Source organism: Spirosoma arcticum (assembly GCF_054779955.1).
In genome coordinates, this window is record NZ_BAAGXG010000010.1 from 183,969 (window position 1) to 206,795 (window position 22,827).

The window sequence follows — 22,827 nt, forward strand, 5'->3', positions numbered from 1 at the left end:
CGCGTGTCGCCGTTCGTATAAACACACTGAAGGGGGCAACCACGTAGTTGCCCCTTTTTTACGTCCTGACGTGGCTTCACTGGTTCAGCCATATTTTCAGCTCGTCGGCTTTCTCGCGGCTGACAAATACATCGTCGGGTGCGGGCGGAAGCAGATCGAGTTTCAGGCGACCGTTGAAATGCTTATGGATGGTGCCGATGCTGCCTACGCTGACGACTGCCTGCCGGTTGGCCCGGAAAAACTGACGCGGATCAAGCTGATCGGCCAATTGATCCAGCGTTTCAGAAAGAGGGAACCACTTGCCATCGGGACAGACGAGACGGGTCGTTTTGTTTTCGGAGTAGAAATAAGCCGCGTCATTCGCTGAAATAGTCAGGTACGTATCGCGGTAATTGACCAGAAATCGCTGCCGGTAGGTTCGTTGCGACTGGCTCAATGCCTGCCAAAGTTGGCCGTAGTCGATGGGGGAAGGCGAACTGGCAAGCTGTTTTCGGTACTTCGACAAAGCGGCTTCCAGTTCGCGCGGCACGATGGGTTTGAGCAGGTAATCGAGCGAATTGAGCTTAAACGCCTGCACCGCGTACTCGTCGTAAGCGGTGGTGAAAATGATGGGGCAGCGCGGCTCCACCTGCCGGAATACTTCAAAACTCAATCCGTCGGCCAACTGAATATCGCTCAGCAGCAGGTCGGGGTGGGGGTGGATTTGGAGATGGGCCACGGCATCGGTTACACTTTCCAATACCGGCCCGACGCTAATGGCCGGGTCGATGTCGTGCAGCAGCCGGATGAGCCGCCGGGCGGCTGCCTGTTCGTCTTCGATGAGGAGCGTGGTCATGCGGCAATCAGCGGAACTTGAACAGAAAACTCACGGTCGGTCTCGGTCACTACGGGTTGGTGCTGCCCCAGCAGCCGGTAGCGGTTCTGAATGTTACGCAGGCCAACGCCCGACGGTAGCGAAGGCAGCGAAACCGCCTGGCTCGGCGTGGCCGGATGGACCGACAGCCCGTTGAGCAGCGGAGGTGTGACCGAACCAACCGGCCGTTTCTGAATTGTATTCGTAACCGTCAGGTCGCCCGTGTTACTGATAGTCAGTCGGATATATAGTGGGTGCGCCCGGCTGACGACGTTGTGCTTCACCGCGTTTTCGAGCAGTAGCTGGAGCGTCATCGGCGGAATCTGCCAGGCGTGGTATTTTTCCGGTACGTCGATGGTGGTGTGCAGGCTATCGCCGAAGCGTTTTTCGAGCAGGTACAGGTACGACCGGGCTAAATCGAGTTCGTCGGCCAGCGTCACGAGCGTCTGATCGCGCTTTTGCAGGATATAGCGGTACACTAATGACAGGTTTTCGATGAAATCGACCGCCTGACGCGGGTTTTCTTCCACAATGGCGGTGAGCGTGTTGAGGTTATTGAACAGGAAATGCGGGTCCAGCTGGCTCTTGAGCGCTTCGTACCGGGCCTCCATCGACTCCCGTTTGAGCGTTTCGGCTTCGAGCACGGTTGTCCGCCAGCGGCTGAAGAAATACTCTCCGGTGTGAACCGCGTTGATAAACAGAGCCACTAAGCTACCAAAGACAATTGTCTGACGAATGCTTAACCGATCAATTTCGGTGAGTTGGTACGTCGGTTCTCCCAACAGGGTCAGCAACTGAATGAGTAACCAAATCGTGGCTACGCTGGCGATTATGAGCGTCATCAACTGCGTGATGAAGCGCAGCAGCGGTCGGTGCTCCCACGGTAGCAATCCATTTAACCAATGGGTCACCCAAATACTGGTTTCCGACAGCAGATACGCGCCCGCTAAGGTTGTAATGATGTCGAAACAAAACGCTTCCCAGGCGTCGGGACCGGCGTAGCTGCCCTGCTGAAACGATCGGGGATCAACGTAGTAGATAATTAAGTAGAGCAGCAACCCAAACAAGGGCGTACCAACCAATCTAAACCATCGGTTAAAAGAAGAGGCTATGGCTTTAGTTTCGTTCATTCCGTTCATTGGGCCACACAAGCCCCGTCATTAACACCACGCTGTAGCCCCAGAATAACCAGGCGGCAAACAGCGCGTCAGCGTCGGGCTGCATCGCCGGAAACACGTCGCTGAAGAAAAGAACGGCTCCGGCGTCGAGCAGCATACCCGGCAGCGCAAACAAGGTAGCCGCTGCCAGTCGCTCCGGCCCACGCACGTGGGTTGCCCGGTACAGGGCGCTCATCAGAACAATCATCAAAACGGCGACGCCAGCGAAGGCGCTAATGGTCAGGGGCGTATTGCCCGGAATCAACACATACTGACCAACGTACCGCAGCAGTACCGTAGCCACCGCCCAAACGACAAGCCCGGCAATTGGGAAAAACAAGCCGGACGGGACGGCCGAAAATGACACGACCAACTTAATCCTGTCGATAAATTCCTTGCCCAGCAAGGTCAGCGAAGCCGCGAACGCCAATTCGCCCAACACGGCAATGGCGGTGATCAATCCGGCTTTAATGGTGCCAGAAATGGGCAGTGACACAAACGGCAGCGAAAGCGCCACAACGAACGTCAGGCACGAGATTATAAACAGAATAATTCCTGTTCGCCGGGCTGTTTTCGGGGGTAACTGCTTGAGTAGTTGCATAGTCAGAAAACAAATTTAGTTAAAAAGCCCGCCGTTGCGATAGATGTGCCCCGCTGGGTACGTACGGACGAATCAATGCAAACGAAACCGCCGAACAGCAGACTGCCCAACAGGTTGTTTGCTTTTGTCAATCGTCCGCCGAAAACTTTACCGGTAGCTCCGGCTGCCAGTTCAATCAGGACGATGGGTTGCCGCACAAACGAAGTGAGATTATGCCGATGCGTCTGCCCGTTTGTGCGGTACTGGTAGGCGACCGTAACAGGAAAGTTGAGACTGAATCCTCCATCCAGGAACAGCCGCTTAACGGCGTTACGGGCAAAATAATACCGAATCATAACCGGAATGCTGACCATCTGATACCGTAACGCAGCATACTTGATGCTGTCGGGAGCGGGCTGGACAATGATTCGCTTACTGATCCCATCGGCGCGGACCGCCGGTATGAACTGAGCATCGGCAACCACGCTTTGCATCCGGTACTCAATTCCGGTAAGCAACGATAGACGCTGTTGCCAGTAATATTCATGCGTCACGCCAAGCTGAAGGTTGATGCCGACCTGCCGATAAATGGTTTGTGGCAAACCCAGGGGCAATATCACGCCCGTGCCCCCACCAAAGCGCCAAACTGATCGCTTGTCGGGCAGCGAATCAACGGTCATGGATTGCGCCCTTGCCGACGCGATGGGCAGAAGCGCGAATAGACAGCCGAATAAAAAAACAGTTCGCATGAAAGAAGGTCGTTAATTAGTCCGTACCCACCGATTTCCCCAAATTCACCTGTGCCACCAGCGCATCGTAGATGGCCTGAACGCGGTTGCTTTGCGCCTGTTGCAGCGCAAGCTCAGCATCGGCGACTTCGCTCCATTGCGCAACGCCCTGCCGGTAGCGGCTCCGAATCAGTGCGTAACTCCGTTCGGCAGCCGCAATAACCCGGTCTTGCGCCGACAGCCGGTCGCGGGCTTCGTCCACGGCATACTGCGCAATCTGAACCTCGTTGGTAATCAGGGCACGGTTGTAGGTCAATTGCGTTTCGGCCTGAAACTGGCCCAGTCGCGCCTGACGGAGTTTCGGTGCGTTGGCTGGATTGTAAATTGGCACGGTGAGCTGCACGCCAGCATACACCGTCCCCGGCCACCGCGACCGGCTGAAATCGAAATTGGGCAGTTGCGCCTGGGTGCTCACCTGCCCAAACAGGCTCAGCGTTGGCAGGCGTCGGGTGCGTTCGAGATCAGCTAATAGCCGCGACTGTTCGAGGGAGAGCGTTAGTTGCCGCAGGTCGGGCCGGTGGCTCATGGCCTGGGCTACTGGGTCGGTTTGGGCATTGGCGTTACGTTCTATCCGATCTGGCAGGACCAACGAGTCGGTCAAAATCAGATCGGTACCGGGCGGCAAATCGAGTAGCGTCACGAGCGAACTCGTCAACTGCCGAACTGTGCGGCCGAGTTTCGACAGGTCTGGACGCTGATTCTCCAGTTCGACAAACGCCCGGAGTGTATCAGCGTCGGTGGCTAATTGGGTAAAAAACCGGTTGCGGGCTTCGCGCAGCGTTTCCCCGGCGCGGGCCATGCTTTGCCGCACCAACTGCTGCTGCGACTGGGCCAGTAGTGCGGCTAAATACAGCTTTTTGACCTCGGCCACCTGCCGGTTCTGCACCGCCCGCAATCCCTCACGGGCCTGCTGCTGCCCGTTTTGAGCCAGCCGATCATTGATGCGCAGGTCCGGCTGTACCAGCGGCATGGCCAGATTGACAGCGGCACTGTAGGCGTTGGGCAGGGCGGCTGCTACGGGTGTTAGTCGGCTGTTGTCGAAGCCCAGCGCCCCCGTGTTAGGATCGACCCGAACGTCGGGGAAAAAGAAAACTGGCGGTTTGATGTTGTGCGTGTACTGAGCCACCCCGTTGAGCGTCGGCCACCACGCCCGGCGGGCTTCGTCACGCCGGGCGTCGGCTTTTTGGGCGTCCAATTTGGCCACCGCCACCTCACCGTTCATCTCCCGAACCCGCGCCACGGCATCCTGCATACGCAATTGCACAGGCCGGACTGTTGATTGCGCACTAACTCCTGACGAAACGGCGACGAGTGAACTAATTATCGGCAGCAGCCCGATTGCCCGGTTAAGGCCGGTTGACAGCGACGTTGGCCGACGTTTTTGGAGCAACGCAGCCGCCCAGTTTCTTAGTCGAGTAACGTCGTAATAGATGGTTGGTACGAACACCAGCGTGAGCAGCATCGAACTCGACAGTCCGCCGATGAGCGCCCACGCCAGTCCGGTTTTCAACTCGGAGCCGGGACCGGACGCCAGTGCGATGGGCAGCATGCCAACGACCATTGCCAGCGTCGTCATCAGAATGGGCCGCAGGCGCGTCAGGCCCGCGTCCAGCAGCGCGTTGGTCAGGTTCATGCCGGACTCCCGGTTCTCGTTAGCGCGTTCAACGAGCAGAATGGCGTTTTTTGCGACGAGGCCCAGCATCATAATCAGGCCCAGAATGCTGAATACGTTCAGCGAATTCATCGTTAGGGCGAGGGCCAGCAACGCGCCGACCAGGGCTACCGGAATTGAAAACAGCACTACGAACGGGTAGAGCCACGAGTTGTAGAGCGCCACCATAATCAGGTACATGAACAGGATGGCCGCGCCGAACGCCAATCCCAACTTGCCGAACGAATCGTCCTGCAATTCCAGGTCACCGCCGTAGGTAATGCGCACGGCAGGCGGCAGATTCAGGTCCGAAACGGCCCGTTTGAGGTCTTCGCCAATGTCGCCCGCGGGCCGACCGGCCAACTGCGAATAGATGGTGACGGCGTTTGAGCGGTCTTTACGTTCGAGCAGGGCGGGCATGAATACCTCGCGCACATCGGCCACCTGGCTGAGCCTGATGGACTGCCCCTGCGCATTGATGACCGTGAGCCGACGCATTTGATCCGTGCGGTTGCGGTCGGTTTCGCGCAGATGCACCCGAACGGTTGTCGACTGGTCGTTTTGCTGGATTTTCAACTCGTCGTACCCCGCCAGCGCGGTTCGCACCACTCCACCGACTTCCTCGGTGCTCAGTCCGTAGCGGGCTAATTTCTCGCGGTCGACGGTGAGTTGCACCTCGGGTTTCAGCCGCTCACCCGACAGTCGAATATCGGCCGTGCCAGCGATGCGACGCATAGCTTCGGCGATCCGGCGGGCCTGCGTTTGCACCTGCGCCCGGTCGGCCCCGTTCACGATCACGATGATAGGCTGGGTGGCATCGGAGCCGAGCAAGCCGATGGGGGAGACCCGCATGGTCAGTCCCGGCTCCTGCGCAATAATTTCTTTAACCTGCCGCGACAGTTGAGCCAGCGTCTGACTGCGCTGTTCACGGGGCCGAAACGTGATGTTCAGTTCGGCGGTGTTGGTCGTGGTGATGCCCGCGAATCCGTCGGGGTTAGCGCCTACGTTGGTAAACACCTTCGTAACGTCGGGCATCCGGCGCAGGGCGGTTTCGAGTCGTTTTGCCACTGAGTCGGTCTGTTCGAGCTTCGCCCCGTCGGGCAGTTGGACAATTACCTGTACCTCGCCCTTGTCGGCCGGGGCCGTGAATTCAGCCCCAATAAAGCCGAGTATGGGTAGCGATAGAGCGCCGATGAACAGAACGATAACGCCGGTCGCTACGGTTTTTCGATGGACCAGCGCCCAGGTTAGTACGTCGCGGTAGCGGTTGCTCAGCCGGTTGTACTGCGTTTCAAACCAAAGGCTAAATCGCCCCATAAGCGTTTTATGGGTGAGGTGTTCCAGCTTCCCAAAGCGCGAGGCAATCATCGGCGTCAGCGTGAAGGAAACCAGCAGGCTGAACAGCGTCGAGATGACGACGACCAACGCAAACTCCCGCATGAGGTCGCCAATCAGGCCCGGTGCGAGTGACAGCGGCACGAACACAACCACGTCGACAAGGGTGATGGCGACGGCCGCAAAGCCGATCTCGTTGCGGCCGTCGAGGGCCGCCTGCCGCTTCTCTTTGGCGGACGCGCCCCCGGCGTGTTCAAGCTGCTTGTAAATACTTTCCAGCACCACAATTGAATCATCGACCAGGATGCCAACCACCAGCGACAGAGCCAGCAGCGTGAGCAGGTTGAGCGAAAAACCCAGCCCGTTCATCAGCACGAACGTCGACAGGAGCGAGGCCGGCATGGCCACCATCACAATCAGCGACGAGCGTAGGCTGTGCAGAAAAACGAACATGACCAGCGCCACTAAGCCGATGGCCAGCATCAGATCGTGGGTAACGGCATCGGCAGCGGCCAGCGTAAACTCCGAGCCGTCCTGCGCCACGTCAAACCGTAGTTTCTGCGCCGGAAACTCCGTTTGGAGCTTTTGCATCGCGGCCCGCACCTGCTCGCTGACGTCCACATTGTTGGCTCCCGACTGCTTGGTCACGAGTATCCCCACCGACGACCGGCCATTATAGCGGTTCACGTTTTGGGCTTCTGCCGCCCGCGCCCGAACGGTGGCAATTTCACCGAGCGTTGTTTTCTGACCCGATGATGAAACGGCTACGACAATGTCGCGCAACCGGTCGAGATCATCGGTTTTGCCCACCACCCGCACGGCATACAGCGCATCGGTATCCTTAATACTACCGGCCGGAATGTTCAGATTCGCCTGCCGAATGGCGTTGGTGATTTGTAGAATCGACAGCCGCCGTTCGTCCAGCCGCCGGGCATCTACGTCGACCGCTACTTCAGTTTCGGCCAGTCCCACGAACGTAATCTGCCCCACGCCGGGCACCTGCGCCAGCCGGGGTTTCACCTGATTCCTGAGCAGCGCCCCCAGCTCCAGCGGTGGTAACGGACTCGTAACGGCTACGCGCAACACCGGTAAATCGGCCAGTGAATACTTACTCACCTGTGGGGTTTTGCTCCCGGCGGGTAGCGTCGCCAGGATGTCGTTGACCCGGCGCTGACACTCCTGGAGGGCTTTGTCGGCGTCGGCTCCGGCCCGAAACTCGACGGTCACCAACGACACGTTTTCGAGCGACTGCGCCGTGATGCGCTTGATCTGATCGGCGGTCGAGACGGCTTCTTCGATGGGGCGGGTGATGGATGCTTCCAGTTCGCTCGGCGAGGCACCCGGCCAGGTGGTGGTAACCGTAACAAAGGGCGTAGCGATGTTGGGCAGCAGTTCATACCGGAGTTGCGTGTATGAAAAAGCGCCCAAAATGCCCAGCACCACGAACAGTACGATAATCAGGATGGGCCGGGATATGGAAAGTTGCGTGAGGTTCATTTTATAAATGAGTAATGGTTAATGTAAAATGAATAATGGGGGTCGTGCGTGTGGGGCATTATGCATTCGGGATCGTCCGCCCGGTCCATTATTCATTTTACATTATCCACATTAACCATTACTTTATCCCGCAGCCCGTTGGCTCCGCTCACAACCACTTGTTCGCCCGCCCGCAAGCCGCGACGCACAACGAGATCGGTGCCCGACGGGTCGCCGGTCTGAATGGGCCGCAGCCTGACTTGCTGCCCTCGCAGGACGTACACGGATGTTGTGTCCGCGCCCTGGACGAGTGCCGTGCGCGGAATCGTCAGCACGGCGGCTGGAGCGGTATCGGTGCGGCTTACGCGGGCGGTCATGCCAACGCGCAGGGGGGTGGCAGGCCGGTTGTTGGCGACGCGGATCTGGACCGGAAACGTCCCGGCTTCGCCCCCTTTCAGGCCAATCTGATGCACCTTGCCCCGGAACGATACGCTGGGATAGCCCTCAAAATCGACCCGAACCACCCGCCCAATGGGCCAGTTCAGCAGTTCGGTTTCGGGGATGTTGACGATGACTTTGACGGACGATACGTCGGTGATGGTGGCTAAGGGCGTACCGGGCGCGATGAACATGCCCCGCTCGATGGGCTTCTCGGTAATGGTGCCGCCGATGGGCGCGTGGATGACGGCTTCGCTGATTTGTTTGCGCAGGGACGTGATTTGCAGCCCGGCATTGCTGACCTCTAGTCGGGCCGTTTCTACTTCGGTAGCGGTGGCGTTGTTCTCGCGGTGGAGCGTTTCGTAGCGGGCCAGTTCCTGGCGGGCTTTGGCCAGCGTTGCTTCGGCCACCGTCAGCGACGCCCGGTTCACGTCCGTGTCGACGGTCAGCAGCGGCTGTCCCCGCCGGACTGTGCCGTTGAGCCGGACGTTGAGCGACCGCACAATACCCTGCGTGGTGGCGGTCATGGGCACTTCGCGCCAGAACGTGCTCTGGCCGATGTATTCTGTTTGCTCCGTGATGGTTTTCTGCCTGACTGGCTGCACCGCCACCGTCACGGGCAGGGGCCGGGCAGCGGCTTGTACCTGCGCCTGTTTGCTTTGCTGATTATGCGCAAGCCATACCCCAATGCCACCCAGCACGGCCAGTGTTCCAAGTACCCAAACGATCTTTTTCATGGTGTTTGTCCTGTTCTGATTGACAGGACAAACATGGCGGGCGTGGGCTGGAACGAAGGAAGAAATTAGCCTGAACCGCCGAAAACGGCGACTGAAAAGCAGGATGTGGCAGACGGATACGTGAGCCCCCGGTCCCAGTCCACCGGACTGGGGTGTTAATGTGGCCCTTTCAGGGCGGTTCTGGCCAATGAAGCGGGTGCTGATGGTTGGTTAAACCGTATCCTGAGCGGTGACTTTTGCGGTCGGTAATTGAATCACAAACTCGGTACCCTCGCCTTCCTGGCTGTGGACCAGCAACGAGCCTTGATGCCCTTTGGTGATAATATCGTAACTCAGCGACAAGCCCAGTCCCGTTCCCTCACCGGTGGGTTTGGTGGTGAAAAAGGGCTGGAATATTTTGGGCTTCACCGCATCGGAAATGCCCGTCCCGTTGTCGCTGACCCGGATTTCGATGACGCCCTCACCCGGTCCCGCACCCGGTCCGCCCATCCCACCCGGTTCGCCCGGTCCCAGCCTGGTGGGCTGGGCTGGTGGTGTGGCCCCTTCAGGGCGGTTTTTGCGCACAAAGCGGGTGCTGACGGTGACGGTGGGCTGGTAGTGTTCCAGGTGGTCCGGCGATCCGGCCTGCTGGTTTTGTGTCCGTTCCTGAACGGCGTAAAAAGCGTTGTTGTAAAGGTTCAGCAGCACCCGCCCCAACTCGTGCGGCATCACCTCCACGTTGCTTATGGTGGGATCAAAGTTGGTGACTAACGCACAATTGAAGCGGCCCCGCTCCGGCGTACCGGTTGCCTGGTCTTTGTCTTTGGCCGGGACGCCGGACTGCCGTAAGCCCTGGTAGGCAATCTTGAGGTATTCATCAGCTAAAGCATTGAGATTGATCCGTTGCTTTTCGCTCGTGCCGGTGCGGGAGTGTTCGAGCATGCCCCGCACAATGGCCGACGCCCGGCCGCCGTGGTGGGTAATCTTTTGCAGGTTTTGGGTCAGGTCGCCAAGAATTTCATCTTCGACCGTTTCGTCTCTTTCGCCCGAAACACCAGCCCGGTTCTTCTCCCGTTCCTGCCTCAGTTCGGCAACTAACTCCGTGCTCACCTCCGAGAAGTTAGTAACGAAGTTCAACGGATTCTGAATCTCATGGGCGATGCCCGCCGTCAGTTCGCCCAGACTGGCCATTTTCTCTTTCTGGACCAATTGGGTCTGGGTGACGCGGAGTTCGGTCAGGGCGTTTTCGGCTTTAGTACGCTGCGCGTGAATTTCGTCGCGCTGGCGTTGCAGCAGGGCATTGGCCCGTTGTTTCTGCCGGTTGGTGCGGTAGAGCACCAGCGCAATTATGCCCAGGACGGCTAACAGCCCGATGAAAATGTAGGTGCGAACGGTGCTTCGGTAGTTGGCTTTAGCGACTTCTATTTGCTGGGCCTGTTGTTTTTCTTCAAACGTCAGCGACAGCAACTGCTTCATCTTATCCTGACTGTATAAACTGTCCTTAGCGGCCACGGCGATTTTATAATACCGCAGGGCTTCCGTATCATTCTGGCTTTCGTACAGTTCGGTCAACAACTGGCTGCTTTTCAAAATCCCTTTAGGAAAGGCGCTCTTCTGGCCATATAGCAGGGAAAGCCGGGCATAGTGGACAGTTGAGTCTTTTCGGGCGGTTTTCCGGTAAAATTCTGCCAGTCGGTAGTACGCTTCATTCAGGCGTATATAGGCATCTTCTCTGGCCAGGACCGCAATACTTTTTTGGTAGAAAGAGTAGGCCCGGCTTCTGTTGTTTTCGGCCAATGCCACATCGCCCAACAAATAAAGCATACTGCCAAACAGTTGAGGGTTAGCCACTTTAGCTAATGGCAACGCCTGATTGTAATAAGTACGGGCGGAGTCCAACTGCTTCAACTGGTAAAAACACTCCCCAATATTGGAAAGAATAGTCGCTTTTAAATTCGTATCCGGTTTAGCGATGGTTTTATACAGGGCGTAACATTCCTGGATTCGTAGGAGGCCTTTTTGCCAATCCCCCTGCAGCATATAGAGGTAGGCCATATTGTTTAAGGTACCCGCTATCCGAATGGTGTCGTTCAACTCGCCGGATATTTCCTTAGATCTGCCGTACAGCTTTAATGCTTTGGCGTAATCGCCTAACTGGCTGAATGCAATAGCCATGCGGTTGAGTGCCCGTGCCTGACCGGCTGGAAAGCTGAGGGTACGGGCAAGTTCGTAGGCTTGCTGCGACAGGAGGTAGGTTGTATCGGGTTTATTAAACCAGTATTGAAAGGCTAACGCGTTGAGCACGTTGACCCGGGTAGTATCATTGGCCGTAACGGGCAACGCATTAAGTTTGCGGAGGAGACTGTCCCGTTCGGCAGCGGTCTGCGCCTGTGCGGTAAGTGACCACGCCAAAAAGGGTAGGGTGAGGAGAAGGGTTTTCATGGAATTGTGGACGGGTCAGGCAACTAAAGCGGGTGCCGACGGTGACGGCGGGCGGGTAGTCGGTTGAAGAAGCCAATATACTGAAATAAAGCCGATTCGGTCAATCGACGGTTTGGCGGCTTGCCCGGAAAGACTATCGCGATTAAACCAACAACTGCCCGGACCGCGTCTGCGCAGCACCAGTGCGGTCCTGAGGCCCTTGCCGTTTACTCAATTGATTCATACGCTTACCGCTCGTCGACAGTGAACTCCGCACTGTGGCCGATGCCAAGCCCATTACCTTGTACGCCCGTCAGAACGGCGTGGCAGTGACGTTCGTGTTCGACATTCGGCCCCATCTGCCCCGTGAACGTTCAGGCCCGTCAGGCCACTTACAACCAATGCCCACCAAAGCGGGTCTAACTCAAAAAGAACGGGTGATGAGGGTTCGATTGGGTTTGTTTCTGCTGTTAAGTTTCTTGATCGGTTGCGACAGAGATGACATTGATTCGTCGGTGTCGTCCTGTACCTACCCCGGCGTCACCCTGACCCGCACGAGTCAGTTTGTCAACCAGGTTCCGGCTACCATCGTTGCAGTGAAATCAGGCAGTCAGTCCGTGGGTTACCAGATCAGGCGAGCCGGAAATGCAGCGTTTTTGGGTAGCTGTAATTTGCCCCCTGCCTTCGCAAAGGATAGCTTGCCCGTTATGGTAAGCGGATACTTTCTTACGTTTCCCGGACTTGAGCTGATGAACCTGTCACCGCTTCCTTTTGAAGTAACAGCGGTCAGGCTAAGGGAATAAACTTTCCTGCGTTTAGGCTACCGAACGGGCAGCAGCCATGTAAAGGACAGGGGTATGCCCTCATTAGTCAGGCCCTGAATCACCAGCCGAAGCCGCTTAGCGGTGTCACTCAGGGGAAACACCAGCCTGGCCCGCCCGTCGGCGTCGTTCTGGCCCAGCGGTTCCCAGAACAGCACGTCCCGCCGGTCCTGAAGAGTAGCCGTTGGTGACGGGCTATACCGGGGCACGTAAAACTCGCGGGGCGTAGCGAATCCAAACAGGGTAGCCGACACGCTGGTGGGCGTCGTCGTCTCTCCTTCAGTACCGATGACCGTATAGATTGCAATGACGCCATTCGCACCGCGAGCGCCGTACATACCGGCAGTGGTCGCGCTTTTCAATAACTCAATGCGACGCACTTCGTGAGGAAGAAGGGCATCAAGCATCGACTCATTGGCAGGCTGGCCATCGATTAGATACAGCGGGGTATTATCACCGAAACTGCCGATGCCGCCGATTCGTATACTATTACCTACTCGCTGTATACCAGGAAGTCTCATAATCAACTCACCCACTCCCCTAACTGAGGTCCCCATGTTTCTGTCCACCACCAGCACTGCGTCGGCGGCCCCGTGCAGGCTGGACCGCTCGATGTCTTTAGGGCGCTCGGGCTTGGGTTTGGCCGCCCGCACGGTTACTTCGGCTAACTGGCGGGCCGTCGAGTCGCGATATAGGGCGGGCCAGGCCGTCTGGCGCACGCGGGCATCGGTCATAAAGGAACTTAGTATCGGCCATTCGGGTGGGGCCAATGCCGGGCTTGGAAACGGCAGACCCGGCGCATCAAACGTGAGCACAGCCCCGGCCAGATCGGGAACGCCCGCCTGCACCTGCACCGTGTCGGCAATAGTCAACCCGCCTAAGCGAAACCCGCCCTGCGCATCGGTGCTGACCCGGCGGAGCATCCGCTCACCACCTTGTTCCAGCGACACCACCACGGCTTTGCCCACCACGGGGCGTCCCCGCTCATCCCGCACCCGGCCGCTCAGCGTCCAGCCGCCCGTTGAGTCAGCCCGCGCCGGAGCCGGTAACCGACGCCAGCCCTGGGTGAGCAGCAGGTTGTCCAGATCACTCCGGTGCTCCGGCTCCAGATAATACCCCGGAAACTCAACCGTGCCCCGAAGCCCGCCCGTCAGCAGCAGATACGTCCGCAAATCGGGCCGGGTCGTGTCGGCGGGCAGTTGGTCGGCATCGGTCACGGCGGCCGACCAACTGCCCGCTACCGGGTAGCCGTCGGCATCGCGGAACTGTAGACCAACGGCCACCAGCTCGCGGGCCTCGTAGCGGGGTTTCCCCGTGATAACCCGCATCTGCAAACCCCCGGCCGACTCGGGCACGAACACCAACCGTTCGGCGCGGGGCTGGTTGGTCATGTCCCAGAGCGTCACCCGACACACGCCCGGCGGCAGCGTAGCCGTCGACAGCGTAAACCGGGCTTCCCCGTTGGTCAGCACCCACTTCTGGCGGTATGCCAACTGCTCCCGGCTTTGCAGCGTCACGTAGACGGGCTGCTGGCTGTAGCGGCCCGTAGCCCGCACGCTCACCGTCAGGCGGCTGCTGTCCGAGAGGGCATCGACGGATAGTGCCCAGCCCTCTGGCTCAACGGCGGGTAAGGGCACGGGCCGGGTGGTTGTGCCCGCCAGCGGGTCCAGCAGGGCCACGTAGCGCTGGCCCGCCTGGGGCGTAAGCTTCACCTGCCCCATACCCAGCGCGTTGGTCCTGAAGCGGGCCACCTCGGTGCCCGTCTGGTCGATCAGGCGTCCGCTGACAGACAACCCACGTCCGTTTGTTTGTAGCGCCTTGATGCCGACCCAACCGGCCACGCCCGCCAGCCAGCGTCCGCCTTCGGGCAGGAACTGCACGTCGGGCGAGTCGGGCAGTGGGGAATGAGCCACGGCACCGCTGGCGGTAGCTACCGTCTGGCTAAGCACAGGACCGGGGGCCGACTGCTTCAGGTTAAGCACGGGGAAGGAACACTCAAAAGCCGGACCGTTGGCCACCTGGTCCCGTGCCGTGTAGGCCCGCAGGCGGTAGGTGCCCGCCGTCAGTGTATCGGCTAACCGGAAGCTGGCCGCAGCCCGCCCGTCGGTCAGCCGCAGCCACTGGTGCTGCACCACCCGGCCCGTGGGCGCAATCAGAGCCACCTGCAGGGCCGTTTCGGTGCGGCTCACGATGGGAAGCTGGCGGGCCGCGTCCAGTACGTAGGCGCTCAGGTAAAGCTGGTCGCCGGTGGCGTAGAGCGCCTTGTCGGTCTGCACGTAGACGATGGGCGCCGTTCGCTCGTAATGACGCCGACGGAGTGCGATGAGTGAGTCGAGTCCGGCGTCGGGCCGCTGGGGTCGCCCGGCGTCGATGTTCGCAGGCACTAAGGTCTCTTCGCTGGGTGGCACCCAGTCGGCGGGTAGTAAGGTGGCTAATCGTTCATTGCCCAGGTAGCCCCGCACATCGAGACCGTTGCCCTGCGTAATGCCGCCGGTGGTGGTCAGGTCCAGCGACCTATTAGGCAACAGCAACAGGGAGTAGGCATACGGCGAATCGCGGTAGGGTGAGTTGGCGGCATACACCCGGTTGTAGTAGACTTCTAAGGGCTGATCGGACAGGAGCCGCCGTTCAACTGGTAGTTCACCGGGCCGGAACAGGGCCTGCGCCTGCTGACTGCCTACGTACTGCCGCTCCGTGGTGCGCACCAGCGGCAGGGTCTGGTCGTTGTCCTCCCCGGTCAGCGGGGTTCGGTAGACGAGGTAGCCCGCCTGCTCGTGGGTGCCCGCCAGCAGGGTTGCCAGCAGGTGCTGCAATGAACCCTGATACACTTTTTGCCGGTTGGCCTGCCAGCCGGTTTGCTGGCGGGGGCTGGTAGCGGGGAGTTCCTCAAAGCGGGCGCTACCGGCGAAGAGCAGCTTACTCCGGTAGAGGTCGAAGAGGAGCAGGCTGTAGTGGAGCCGGTAGCCCAGCGCCCCGTTTTCGATGACCAGCGGCTCCGTTGCCTGCGCCCGCAGGTGTCCTTTCTCTTCAGTAAACGAAAGCACGCCGGGGTTCATAATGCGGCACACACGGGCCTGGGGCCGGTTGCCCAGCAGTTCGCGGCTGAAGGTGCGGAACTGCCGCGCCCAGGCTGGATTACGCCGGGCCGTGACGGTAACCGTGGCCAGCGCCTGATCGGTCGGCTGCAGCCGCAGGTCCACCGCGCGCAGGCGGGCGTCGGTCAGGCGCAGCGGCTGGCGGAGGGTCTGATAGCCCAGCACCGACCCCACCAGTTCGGCATTGCCCAGCGGCACGTTAGTCAGCCGGTAGACGCCGTTGGAGTCGGCCACAGTGCCCCGCGACGTGTTGTTGAGGTAAACGGTGGCGAAGGGTAGGGGCTGGTTCGTCTGGGCGTCGAGCACCCGGCCGGTGAGGGAGGCCGTTGGTGTCTGGGCCAGAGCCGCGCCGACCCACAGCCCGGCCATTAGCTGAAGCAGCGCACAACGAATTTTCATCAGGGGTTATCGGTCAGGGAAAGACCAATGTATGCATTTGTCACCTGCTAATCAACTGGCGGCAATAAATCGGCCCGGTCGCTAACAGGCAGCGAATAGCATCAGGCGTTCACTGTCTGGTGACTGGAGTGCTTCCGGGGGGCATAGGGAACCGCCCTTACCAAACGAAGCCCAAGTTCGGGTACTTCCCGAACATCGTCTGCCGGGATAACGCCCCGGTTGATCCAGTTAATGACCGTCTCTGTATTTTTGACGCCGAACTTAAGCGCGTAATTCCTTGGCGTTAACCAGTCCGTCAGCGGATAGCTAACCCCGTGCACCTGCAATATTGACTTCGTCTCCTCCAGTGCTTTGCGGCTGTTGGCCGTAACTTCTCTCAATTTTTCCAGTAGTGCCTGCTGTACTTCAGGGGCCATTGAACCTTCTTCAGTACGAATTAGTGCGTCGACCCGATCCATGTCATCGAGCGTGGTAATCGCCCGAATCTGCTCTATAATTGCTGTAGTGTTCATTGTCAATTAGTTAAACATGTCTCTCATTTCGTACCATCCGCTAAGGGTGTCCAATGCCTCATCAATGTCTTTCTGGACTTCGGCTGACGTTTCACCTTTATCCATGATTAAGTCTCTAATCGAATCTAAAAAAGATTCCAGCGGTTTAATTTGACTTTCAACCCATCTGCTCTTCTTCGCCACGCTGTAGTATATCTAAGTTGCCATACGTCATCTGCCTCCAGCGCTATGAATAAACGGCTAAATATCAAAATTTGTTAGCAAACAAACAAGCGGTTCCCAGAACAGCACGTCCCGCCGATCCTGAAGAGTAGCCGTTGGTGATGGCTCATAGCGGGGCACGTAAAACTCACGGGGCATAACGAATCCAAACAGGGTAGCCGACACGCTGGTGGGCGTAGACTTCGTTACCTCCTCCGTATTGCCTTGCTTCATGCGTTTGCTCTGTCCCGGTTTCAAAAAAACGGCACCAGTCTGAGAATTCGCAGGTCCGTAAATTCGTATCTTTGTCTATGCTTTTGGAACACACACAACAACTACTAATAGAGAACGAAACGGTGGCCCTGCCTGTGATGGAGTCTTTTTACACCATTCAGGGCGAAGGGGCGCACTCGGGCCGGGCGGCTTATTTTATCCGGCTCGGCGGCTGCGACGTAGGCTGCCACTGGTGCGACGTGAAAGAATCGTGGGACGCCGACGCCCACCCCCAACGCACCATCGACGACATTGTATCGGGGGCGATGCAGTACCCCGGCCGGATGGCGGTCATCACGGGTGGCGAACCGCTGATGCACGACCTCAGCTGCCTGACCAACGCCCTGCAAACGGCCGGTTTTCGGACCAATATCGAAACGTCGGGCGTGTGCCGGGCCGTGACGGGGTCGTGGGACTGGATTTGTTTTTCGCCCAAGAAATTCAAAAAGCCCAACCCGGCCATTTTCGAGCGGGCCGATGAACTTAAAGTAATCATTTATAACCCCTCTGATTTTGCCTTTGCCGAGTCGTTTGTGCCTCACCTGCGGCCCGGCTGCCAACTCTTTTTGCAAACAGAATGGAGTCGTTCCAATGAAATGCTGCCCCGCATCGTTGATTACGTTAAAGACCATCCGCAATGGCAGATTTCGTTACAGACTCACAAATACATGGACATTCCTTGAGGGTAATGAATAAAGTAAAATGGATAATGAACAATGGATGGATAATGAGCCACCGATTCCGTCTAACATTATTCATTATCCATTCTACATTATTCATTAGCCCCTCTTCCGCCCAGGATACTAAGGCGAAAGACCTCTATGCCCAGTCGATTAAGCTCTTTGGGGAACGCAAAGCCACCGAGGCCATTCCGTTTATGGAGCAGGCTATCAAGCAGGACCCAAACTTCACGGATGCGTACCTGAAACTCGGTCAGTTGTACGAGTTCACAAAGCGCTACGATCTGGCCCTGACCGCTTACCGCAACGCCGTCCGGCTCCAGCCCGACAGCCCCGTATCGGGGGCCGCGTATCAGTCGCTGAGCAACACCCTGCTTCGGCTCGGCCGCTATGGTGAAGCCCTGCCTTACCTCGAAAAATTCCAGACGCTGTTTGCTCCGCAGTCGGCGCAGGGACAGCGCATTGCGCGGCAGATCGAATCGGCCCGCTTTGGGCAGGAAGCCATGCAGCGTCCCCAGCCGGTCGATCCCAAGCCGCTTTCGCCGGTGCTGCAAACGACGCCTTCGCAGTATTTTCCCGTGCTCACCCCCGACGAGCAGACGCTGGTGTTCACCGCCCTGAAAGAAGAAGGTGACGAAGACCTGATGATCGCTACCTACAACGGCGAGAGCTGGTCACCACCCGTGTCGCTTTCGCCCGGTATCAACACGGCCGACAACGAAGGCACGGCCAGCCTCTCGGCCGACGGGCGCACAATTGTGTTCACCGCTTGCCAGGGCCGCAAAGGGTTTGGTAGCTGCGACCTGTACCTGAGCCGCAAAACCGGCCCCGACTGGTCGACCCCCGAAAATCTCGGCCCCGCCGTTAACAGCCGCTACTACGAGTCGCAGCCGTCGCTGTCGGCCGATGGGCGTCGGCTGTATTTTGTGTCGGACCGGCCGGGCGGCAAAGGACGACGCGACATCTGGCGCAGCGACCTCGACGCAACCGGCAACTGGCAGGAGCCGGTTAACATCGGCGGGCCGGTCAACACGCCCTTTAACGAAGCGTCACCGTTCATCCACGCCAACGGGCAGAGCCTGTTTTTTGCGTCGGACGGGCACGTTGGGCTGGGTGGCTACGACCTGTTTATTGCTGACAGCCTGGCATCGACCGGGCCGAACACGGGCTGGTCGGTTCCAACAAACCTGGGCTACCCCATCAACTCCTCCGAAGACCAGGCATCGCTGTTTGTGGCGGCTAATGGTGCGCGGGCTTACTACTCATTTGAAGAACAGAAAGACGGCGTCTCGCAGAAATCGCGGCTGTACGCCTTCGACCTGCCCGAATCACTGCGGGAGCGGGTGAAGCCAGTGAGTTTCCTGAAAGGTATTGTTACTGATAGTCGCACAAAAAAGCCCTTAACCGCCACCGTCGAACTGATTGACCTGAAGACAAATCAGGTTGTTTCGCGGGTGCTGACCGACACCAGCACGGGTCAGTACACGGCGGTGCTGCCCAGCGGGGGCGATTACGCGCTCTACGTCAGCACACCGGGCTACCTCTTCAAAAGCCTGTCGTTCGACTTCACCCGCAAAAACACGGGCGACCGGGGCAGCGGAGCGGGCATTGCCCTGAACGTACCGCTGGAACCGGCCGTGGCGGGGGCGTCGGGCAAAGAGACGCTGAACAACCTGTTTTTTGAATCGACCCGCTATGACCTCGCCGAGAAATCGCGCACCGAACTCGACCGGCTGTCGGCGTTTATGCGGGTGAATCCGGCGGTGCGCATCGAAATTTCGGGCCACACCGACGACCGGGGCGACCCGGCGGCTAACCTGCTCCTCTCGCAGAAACGGGCGCAGGCAGTGGTGGCCTACCTAACCAAAGCAGGCGTTGAACCAGGCCGGATGCGGGCCATCGGTTACGGTAAAACGCGCCCCGCCGTTCCTAACACCTCCGACGAAAACCGGCAACTTAACCGGAGGATTGAGTGGCGGGTGATGTAGTTTGTCATCCCGACGCAGGAGGGATCTCAAGCTTGTTTGATGCGTGAGATCCATCCTGCGTCGGGATGACAAATTCATTCAAACCACCTACCCCCGCTTACAAATGGCACTTTATTTGCACTACAGCGGTTGTACAGATGATTAACTAATCAATTCCATTAAGACGTCGGACGTTAGACTCCGGACCCGCGCTGTTCAACATCCCCTTTTCGAGCACCCGCCATCCAGTTTCCAGCGTCTACCTAATACATGCAATTTTCCGATTTATCACTGATTGACCCCATCCTGAAGGCGCTCGCCGAAGAAGGATACACCACCCCAACCCCCATTCAGGAACAAGCCATCCCGATTCTGCTGAGTCGCCAGGACTTGCTGGGTTGCGCCCAGACCGGCACCGGCAAAACAGCCGCCTTTGCCATTCCGATTCTGCAACTGCTGAATGAGGAACGAAGCAAAAGCGCGGGCGGTCCCCGGCGCATTAAAACGCTGATTCTGACGCCCACGCGCGAATTAGCCATCCAGATCGAAGAAAGCTTCCGGGCCTACGGTCGGCACCTGAACCTGCGCAGCACCGTTATTTTCGGGGGCGTTTCGCAGCACGCGCAAGTCAACACGCTCAAAGCGGGTATCGACATTCTGATTGCCACGCCGGGCCGCCTGCTCGACTTGATGAACCAGGGTTTCGTTAATCTGCGCGACGTCCAGTTCTTTGTCCTTGACGAAGCCGACCGGATGCTCGACATGGGCTTTATCCACGACGTTAAAAAGGTCATCGCCAAGTTGCCAACGCGCCGTCAGACGCTGTTTTTCTCGGCAACGATGCCGCCCGACGTGGCTAAACTCGCCGACACGATCCTGAGCAATCCGGCCAAAGTTGAAGTGACGCCCGCGTCGTCAACGGCCGATACGATTGACCAGGCGCTGTATTTTGTGGGTAAAGAAAACAAACGCAGGCTACTGGCGCTCATTCTGGAAGACAAGAGCGTGAAGTCAGCCCTGGTGTTTGCTCGTACGAAACACGGGGCCGACAAGGTGGTGAAAGACCTGCTCAACGGCGGCTTTAAAGCCGAAGCTATCCACGGCAACAAGTCGCAGAACGCCCGGCAACGCGCACTGTCCAACTTCAAAAGTGGCGAAACACGGGTACTCGTGGCGACGGACATTGCCGCGCGGGGCATCGACGTGGACGAACTCTCGCACGTGATTAACTACGAACTGCCGAACATTCCCGAAACCTACGTTCACCGCATCGGGCGGACGGGCCGGGCGGGTCACGACGGGATTGCGCTGTCGTTCTGCGACGAGGAAGAAACCGAGTACCTGCGCGACATTCACAAGCTCATCGGCAAGCGCGTACCGGTCATCACCGACCATCCGTACGTGCTGAACATTACGGCGGCAACCATCACGCCATCGACGCCCGCGTCGCGGCAGGGTCGCAGCGGGGGCAACCGGGATGGTGGCGGCAACCGGAACGGCGGTGATCGCCGGAATAGTGGTGGCCGCTCCGGTGGTTCACCCAGCAACGGCAGTCAGCAGCGCAGCAGCGACAGTCGTCCGGCGAGTCAGCCCACGGGCGGGTATCGTCGTGAAGGCAGCAGCAATAGCGGTCCGAGTCGTCCGGGAAACAGCGCACAACGGCCCGGCCGGGGTACGGGTAACAGCCGGTTCACCAATACTAATTCAGACAGCAATTATTAGGACGTATAGTCAGTAACGTTTGTAAAAGCTCCGGATGTTCTCCGGGGCTTTTTGTGTTTTTGAGCTAAATACTCTGAACTGTCGAAGGACTGTGCCGGTCCGCCGGTGCGGTCAGCAACTTTATCCGTACTCACATAAATACTGTTGCAGTTACGCCCGGACGTGGCCGTCAGTATGCCGCACCACCAGGATACATTCACTACCAGCATACGCAAAAGTCGCCTGAACAGAATCTACAGTTCTACATATGTATACTTAGAGAAGATATTTTCAGTTGAGGTAATTGTTAATTTATTATAAGGTATCCTAATTAGAAAAACAGGCAAGTAAAATCAAAGTTTACTATACTTTTGCCCTTGATTAATCGCCTGGCAGGTTTCCTCGTTGCGCATAGCTGCGAATTGGACCGGCTACGCTGACTAATTACACAATCTTCCTTTTTCACTTTTTTAACCATTTATGTTCATGACTGATCCATTTTTGGGTATGATTGCCCTGTTTGGCTTCAATTTTGCCCCGCGCGGCTGGGCCTTTTGCAATGGACAACTGTTGTCCATCTCCCAAAACTCTGCCCTGTTCGCCTTATTAGGCACACAATACGGCGGTGACGGAGTAAACACCTTCGCCCTGCCCAACCTGCAAAGCCGGGTCCCGCTGGGCATGGGGCAGGGGCCGGGCCTGTCCAATTACACGATTGGGCAACAGGGGGGCAGCGAAAACGTGACGCTGCTGTCGACGCAGATGCCCGCTCATAACCACATGCTGACCGGTTCGGGCAACGCAGCTACGGTTAGCGACCTCAGGGGCAGCGTACTGGCTTCGACGAATGGTGCTGATACGGTCAACGGAGATGCTGTAACTGTCCATGCGTATGCACCAGCCGGCAACGCGGTTGTCGCCGATCCTTCCGCCATTACTCCGGCGGGCGGCAACCAACCTCACGAGAATGTGCAGCCGTACCTGGCAATGAACTACTGCATTGCGTTGCAGGGCATTTTCCCCAGCCGTAATTAATTGACGGCTCTATTCAGGAAAGCGGCACCACTTCTCATCTTCCGCCTGAGAGAGATGGTGCCGCTTCCGTTTAGAAGACCATTCCGTTCAACCATTCAGTAAACTCAACTTCTCATGTCTGACAATTACCTGACAGCAGGTAGCCGACTACTATGTCGGCTGCTTTTAGCTCTATTATTGATTGGAGGTGGCCTTCAGGCTGCTCCGCTGACGCCAACAGGCTTAGTTAAACCCGTTCACCCGGCGCCTTTGCTGAAGCCAATGGCCATCATGTACAGCGTAGTGGCCAGTAGTCCGCTGCCTGTGCTCACGTTTGGAGCCCGGATTCTGTTTGTGGACCTGGATGCCGATGGGGACCAGGACCTGCTCTACCAAAACGGCAACACCAGCGGGGCGGGTATTAGTCTCAAACTCAACAACGGCAATGGCACCTTTGCTGCGCCCATCGACGCCAACGGGAGTGGCACCTTTACCAGTGGCCCCCTCAATGGCATCACCTTTACCCAGGTCACCACAGCAACTCTTTCGGTCGACTTTGACGACGATGGAGACCGGGACCTGATCGAACCCGCCAACAACTCAGCCGGACGGGTGGTGGTCAACAACGGCAATGGCACGTTCAGCGTGGCGGCCAGTAGTCCGTTGCCTGTGCTCACGTTTGGAGCCCGGATTCTGTTTGTGGACCTGGATGCCGATGGGGACCAGGACCTGCTCTACCAAAACGGCAA

General features: G+C 58.1%; 16 protein-coding genes. 6 read left to right on the forward strand and 10 right to left on the reverse strand.

Annotation, left to right across the window (positions count from 1 at the left end; all coding sequences use genetic code 11):
• Window positions 1-76 precede the first annotated feature (76 nt).
• The 7 genes from ACYVHB_RS22520 to ACYVHB_RS22550 all read right to left on the reverse strand — a co-directional run bounded on the left by ACYVHB_RS22520 (window position 77) and on the right by ACYVHB_RS22550 (window position 11,436).
• Window positions 77-835, reverse strand: a complete 759-nt coding sequence (locus ACYVHB_RS22520) for a LytR/AlgR family response regulator transcription factor (protein WP_461054054.1) — start codon at window positions 833-835, stop codon at window positions 77-79.
• A complete protein-coding gene (locus ACYVHB_RS22525; RefSeq protein ID WP_461054055.1) occupies window positions 832-1,983 on the reverse strand; it encodes a sensor histidine kinase in 1,152 nt (383 codons plus the stop codon). Before ACYVHB_RS22525 ends, ACYVHB_RS22520 begins: the two co-directional genes overlap by 4 nt.
• The gene (locus tag ACYVHB_RS22530) at window positions 1,970-2,611 is read right to left on the reverse strand and encodes a DUF5367 family protein (RefSeq protein ID WP_461054056.1); all 642 of its coding nucleotides are present in this window, start codon (window positions 2,609-2,611) and stop codon (window positions 1,970-1,972) included. The genes ACYVHB_RS22525 and ACYVHB_RS22530 overlap by 14 nt, the downstream gene beginning before the upstream one ends.
• A 2-nt stretch (window positions 2,612-2,613) precedes the next feature.
• Window positions 2,614-3,339, reverse strand: a complete 726-nt coding sequence (locus ACYVHB_RS22535; protein ID WP_461054057.1) for a porin family protein — start codon at window positions 3,337-3,339, stop codon at window positions 2,614-2,616.
• A 16-nt stretch (window positions 3,340-3,355) separates the two neighbouring features.
• A complete protein-coding gene (locus tag ACYVHB_RS22540; RefSeq protein ID WP_461054058.1) occupies window positions 3,356-7,861 on the reverse strand; it encodes an efflux RND transporter permease subunit in 4,506 nt (1,501 codons plus the stop codon).
• 92 nt (window positions 7,862-7,953) lie between these two features.
• Entirely contained in the window at window positions 7,954-9,015 is a 1,062-nt protein-coding gene (locus tag ACYVHB_RS22545) for an efflux RND transporter periplasmic adaptor subunit (RefSeq protein WP_461054059.1), read from the reverse strand.
• A gap of 210 nt (window positions 9,016-9,225) precedes the next feature.
• Complete coding sequence (locus ACYVHB_RS22550; RefSeq protein ID WP_461054060.1) at window positions 9,226-11,436, reverse strand: tetratricopeptide repeat-containing sensor histidine kinase; 2,211 nt, start codon at window positions 11,434-11,436, stop codon at window positions 9,226-9,228.
• Window positions 11,437-11,693: 257 nt separating this feature from the next.
• Here ACYVHB_RS22550 and ACYVHB_RS22555 point away from each other — a divergent pair, with 257 nt between their 5' ends.
• A complete protein-coding gene (locus ACYVHB_RS22555; protein WP_461054061.1) occupies window positions 11,694-12,218 on the forward strand; it encodes a hypothetical protein in 525 nt (174 codons plus the stop codon).
• Window positions 12,219-12,235: 17 nt separating this feature from the next.
• On the opposite strand, the gene ACYVHB_RS22560 is transcribed toward ACYVHB_RS22555, so the two are convergent.
• From ACYVHB_RS22560 to ACYVHB_RS22570, 3 genes are all read right to left on the reverse strand, one after another.
• Window positions 12,236-15,730 carry a carboxypeptidase regulatory-like domain-containing protein gene (locus ACYVHB_RS22560; protein ID WP_461054062.1) on the reverse strand — a complete coding sequence of 1,165 codons (3,495 nt, stop codon included), beginning with the start codon at window positions 15,728-15,730 and terminating at the stop codon, window positions 12,236-12,238.
• 101 nt (window positions 15,731-15,831) lie between these two features.
• Window positions 15,832-16,242, reverse strand: coding sequence for a hypothetical protein (locus ACYVHB_RS22565; RefSeq protein WP_461054063.1), 411 nt, complete (start codon window positions 16,240-16,242; stop codon window positions 15,832-15,834).
• A gap of 240 nt (window positions 16,243-16,482) precedes the next feature.
• Window positions 16,483-16,677, reverse strand: a complete 195-nt coding sequence (locus tag ACYVHB_RS22570) for a hypothetical protein (protein WP_461054064.1) — start codon at window positions 16,675-16,677, stop codon at window positions 16,483-16,485.
• Between the two features lie 77 nt (window positions 16,678-16,754).
• Between ACYVHB_RS22570 and ACYVHB_RS22575 the strand changes: the two genes are divergently transcribed.
• The 5 genes from ACYVHB_RS22575 to ACYVHB_RS22595 form a co-directional block, all read left to right on the forward strand.
• Window positions 16,755-17,399, forward strand: a complete 645-nt coding sequence (locus ACYVHB_RS22575; RefSeq protein ID WP_461054065.1) for a 7-carboxy-7-deazaguanine synthase QueE — start codon at window positions 16,755-16,757, stop codon at window positions 17,397-17,399.
• Window positions 17,400-17,443: 44 nt separating this feature from the next.
• On the forward strand, window positions 17,444-19,384 hold the full coding sequence (locus ACYVHB_RS22580) for an OmpA family protein (RefSeq protein WP_461054066.1): 1,941 nt from the start codon (window positions 17,444-17,446) through the stop codon (window positions 19,382-19,384).
• Window positions 19,385-19,633: 249 nt separating this feature from the next.
• Window positions 19,634-21,085, forward strand: a complete 1,452-nt coding sequence (locus tag ACYVHB_RS22585) for a DEAD/DEAH box helicase (protein ID WP_461054067.1) — start codon at window positions 19,634-19,636, stop codon at window positions 21,083-21,085.
• Window positions 21,086-21,550: 465 nt separating this feature from the next.
• Window positions 21,551-22,099 carry a phage tail protein gene (locus tag ACYVHB_RS22590; protein WP_461054068.1) on the forward strand — a complete coding sequence of 183 codons (549 nt, stop codon included), beginning with the start codon at window positions 21,551-21,553 and terminating at the stop codon, window positions 22,097-22,099.
• A 114-nt stretch (window positions 22,100-22,213) separates the two neighbouring features.
• Window positions 22,214-22,827, forward strand: a 614-nt coding sequence (locus ACYVHB_RS22595; RefSeq protein ID WP_461054069.1) for an FG-GAP repeat domain-containing protein, incomplete at its 3' end; no start/stop codon positions are given.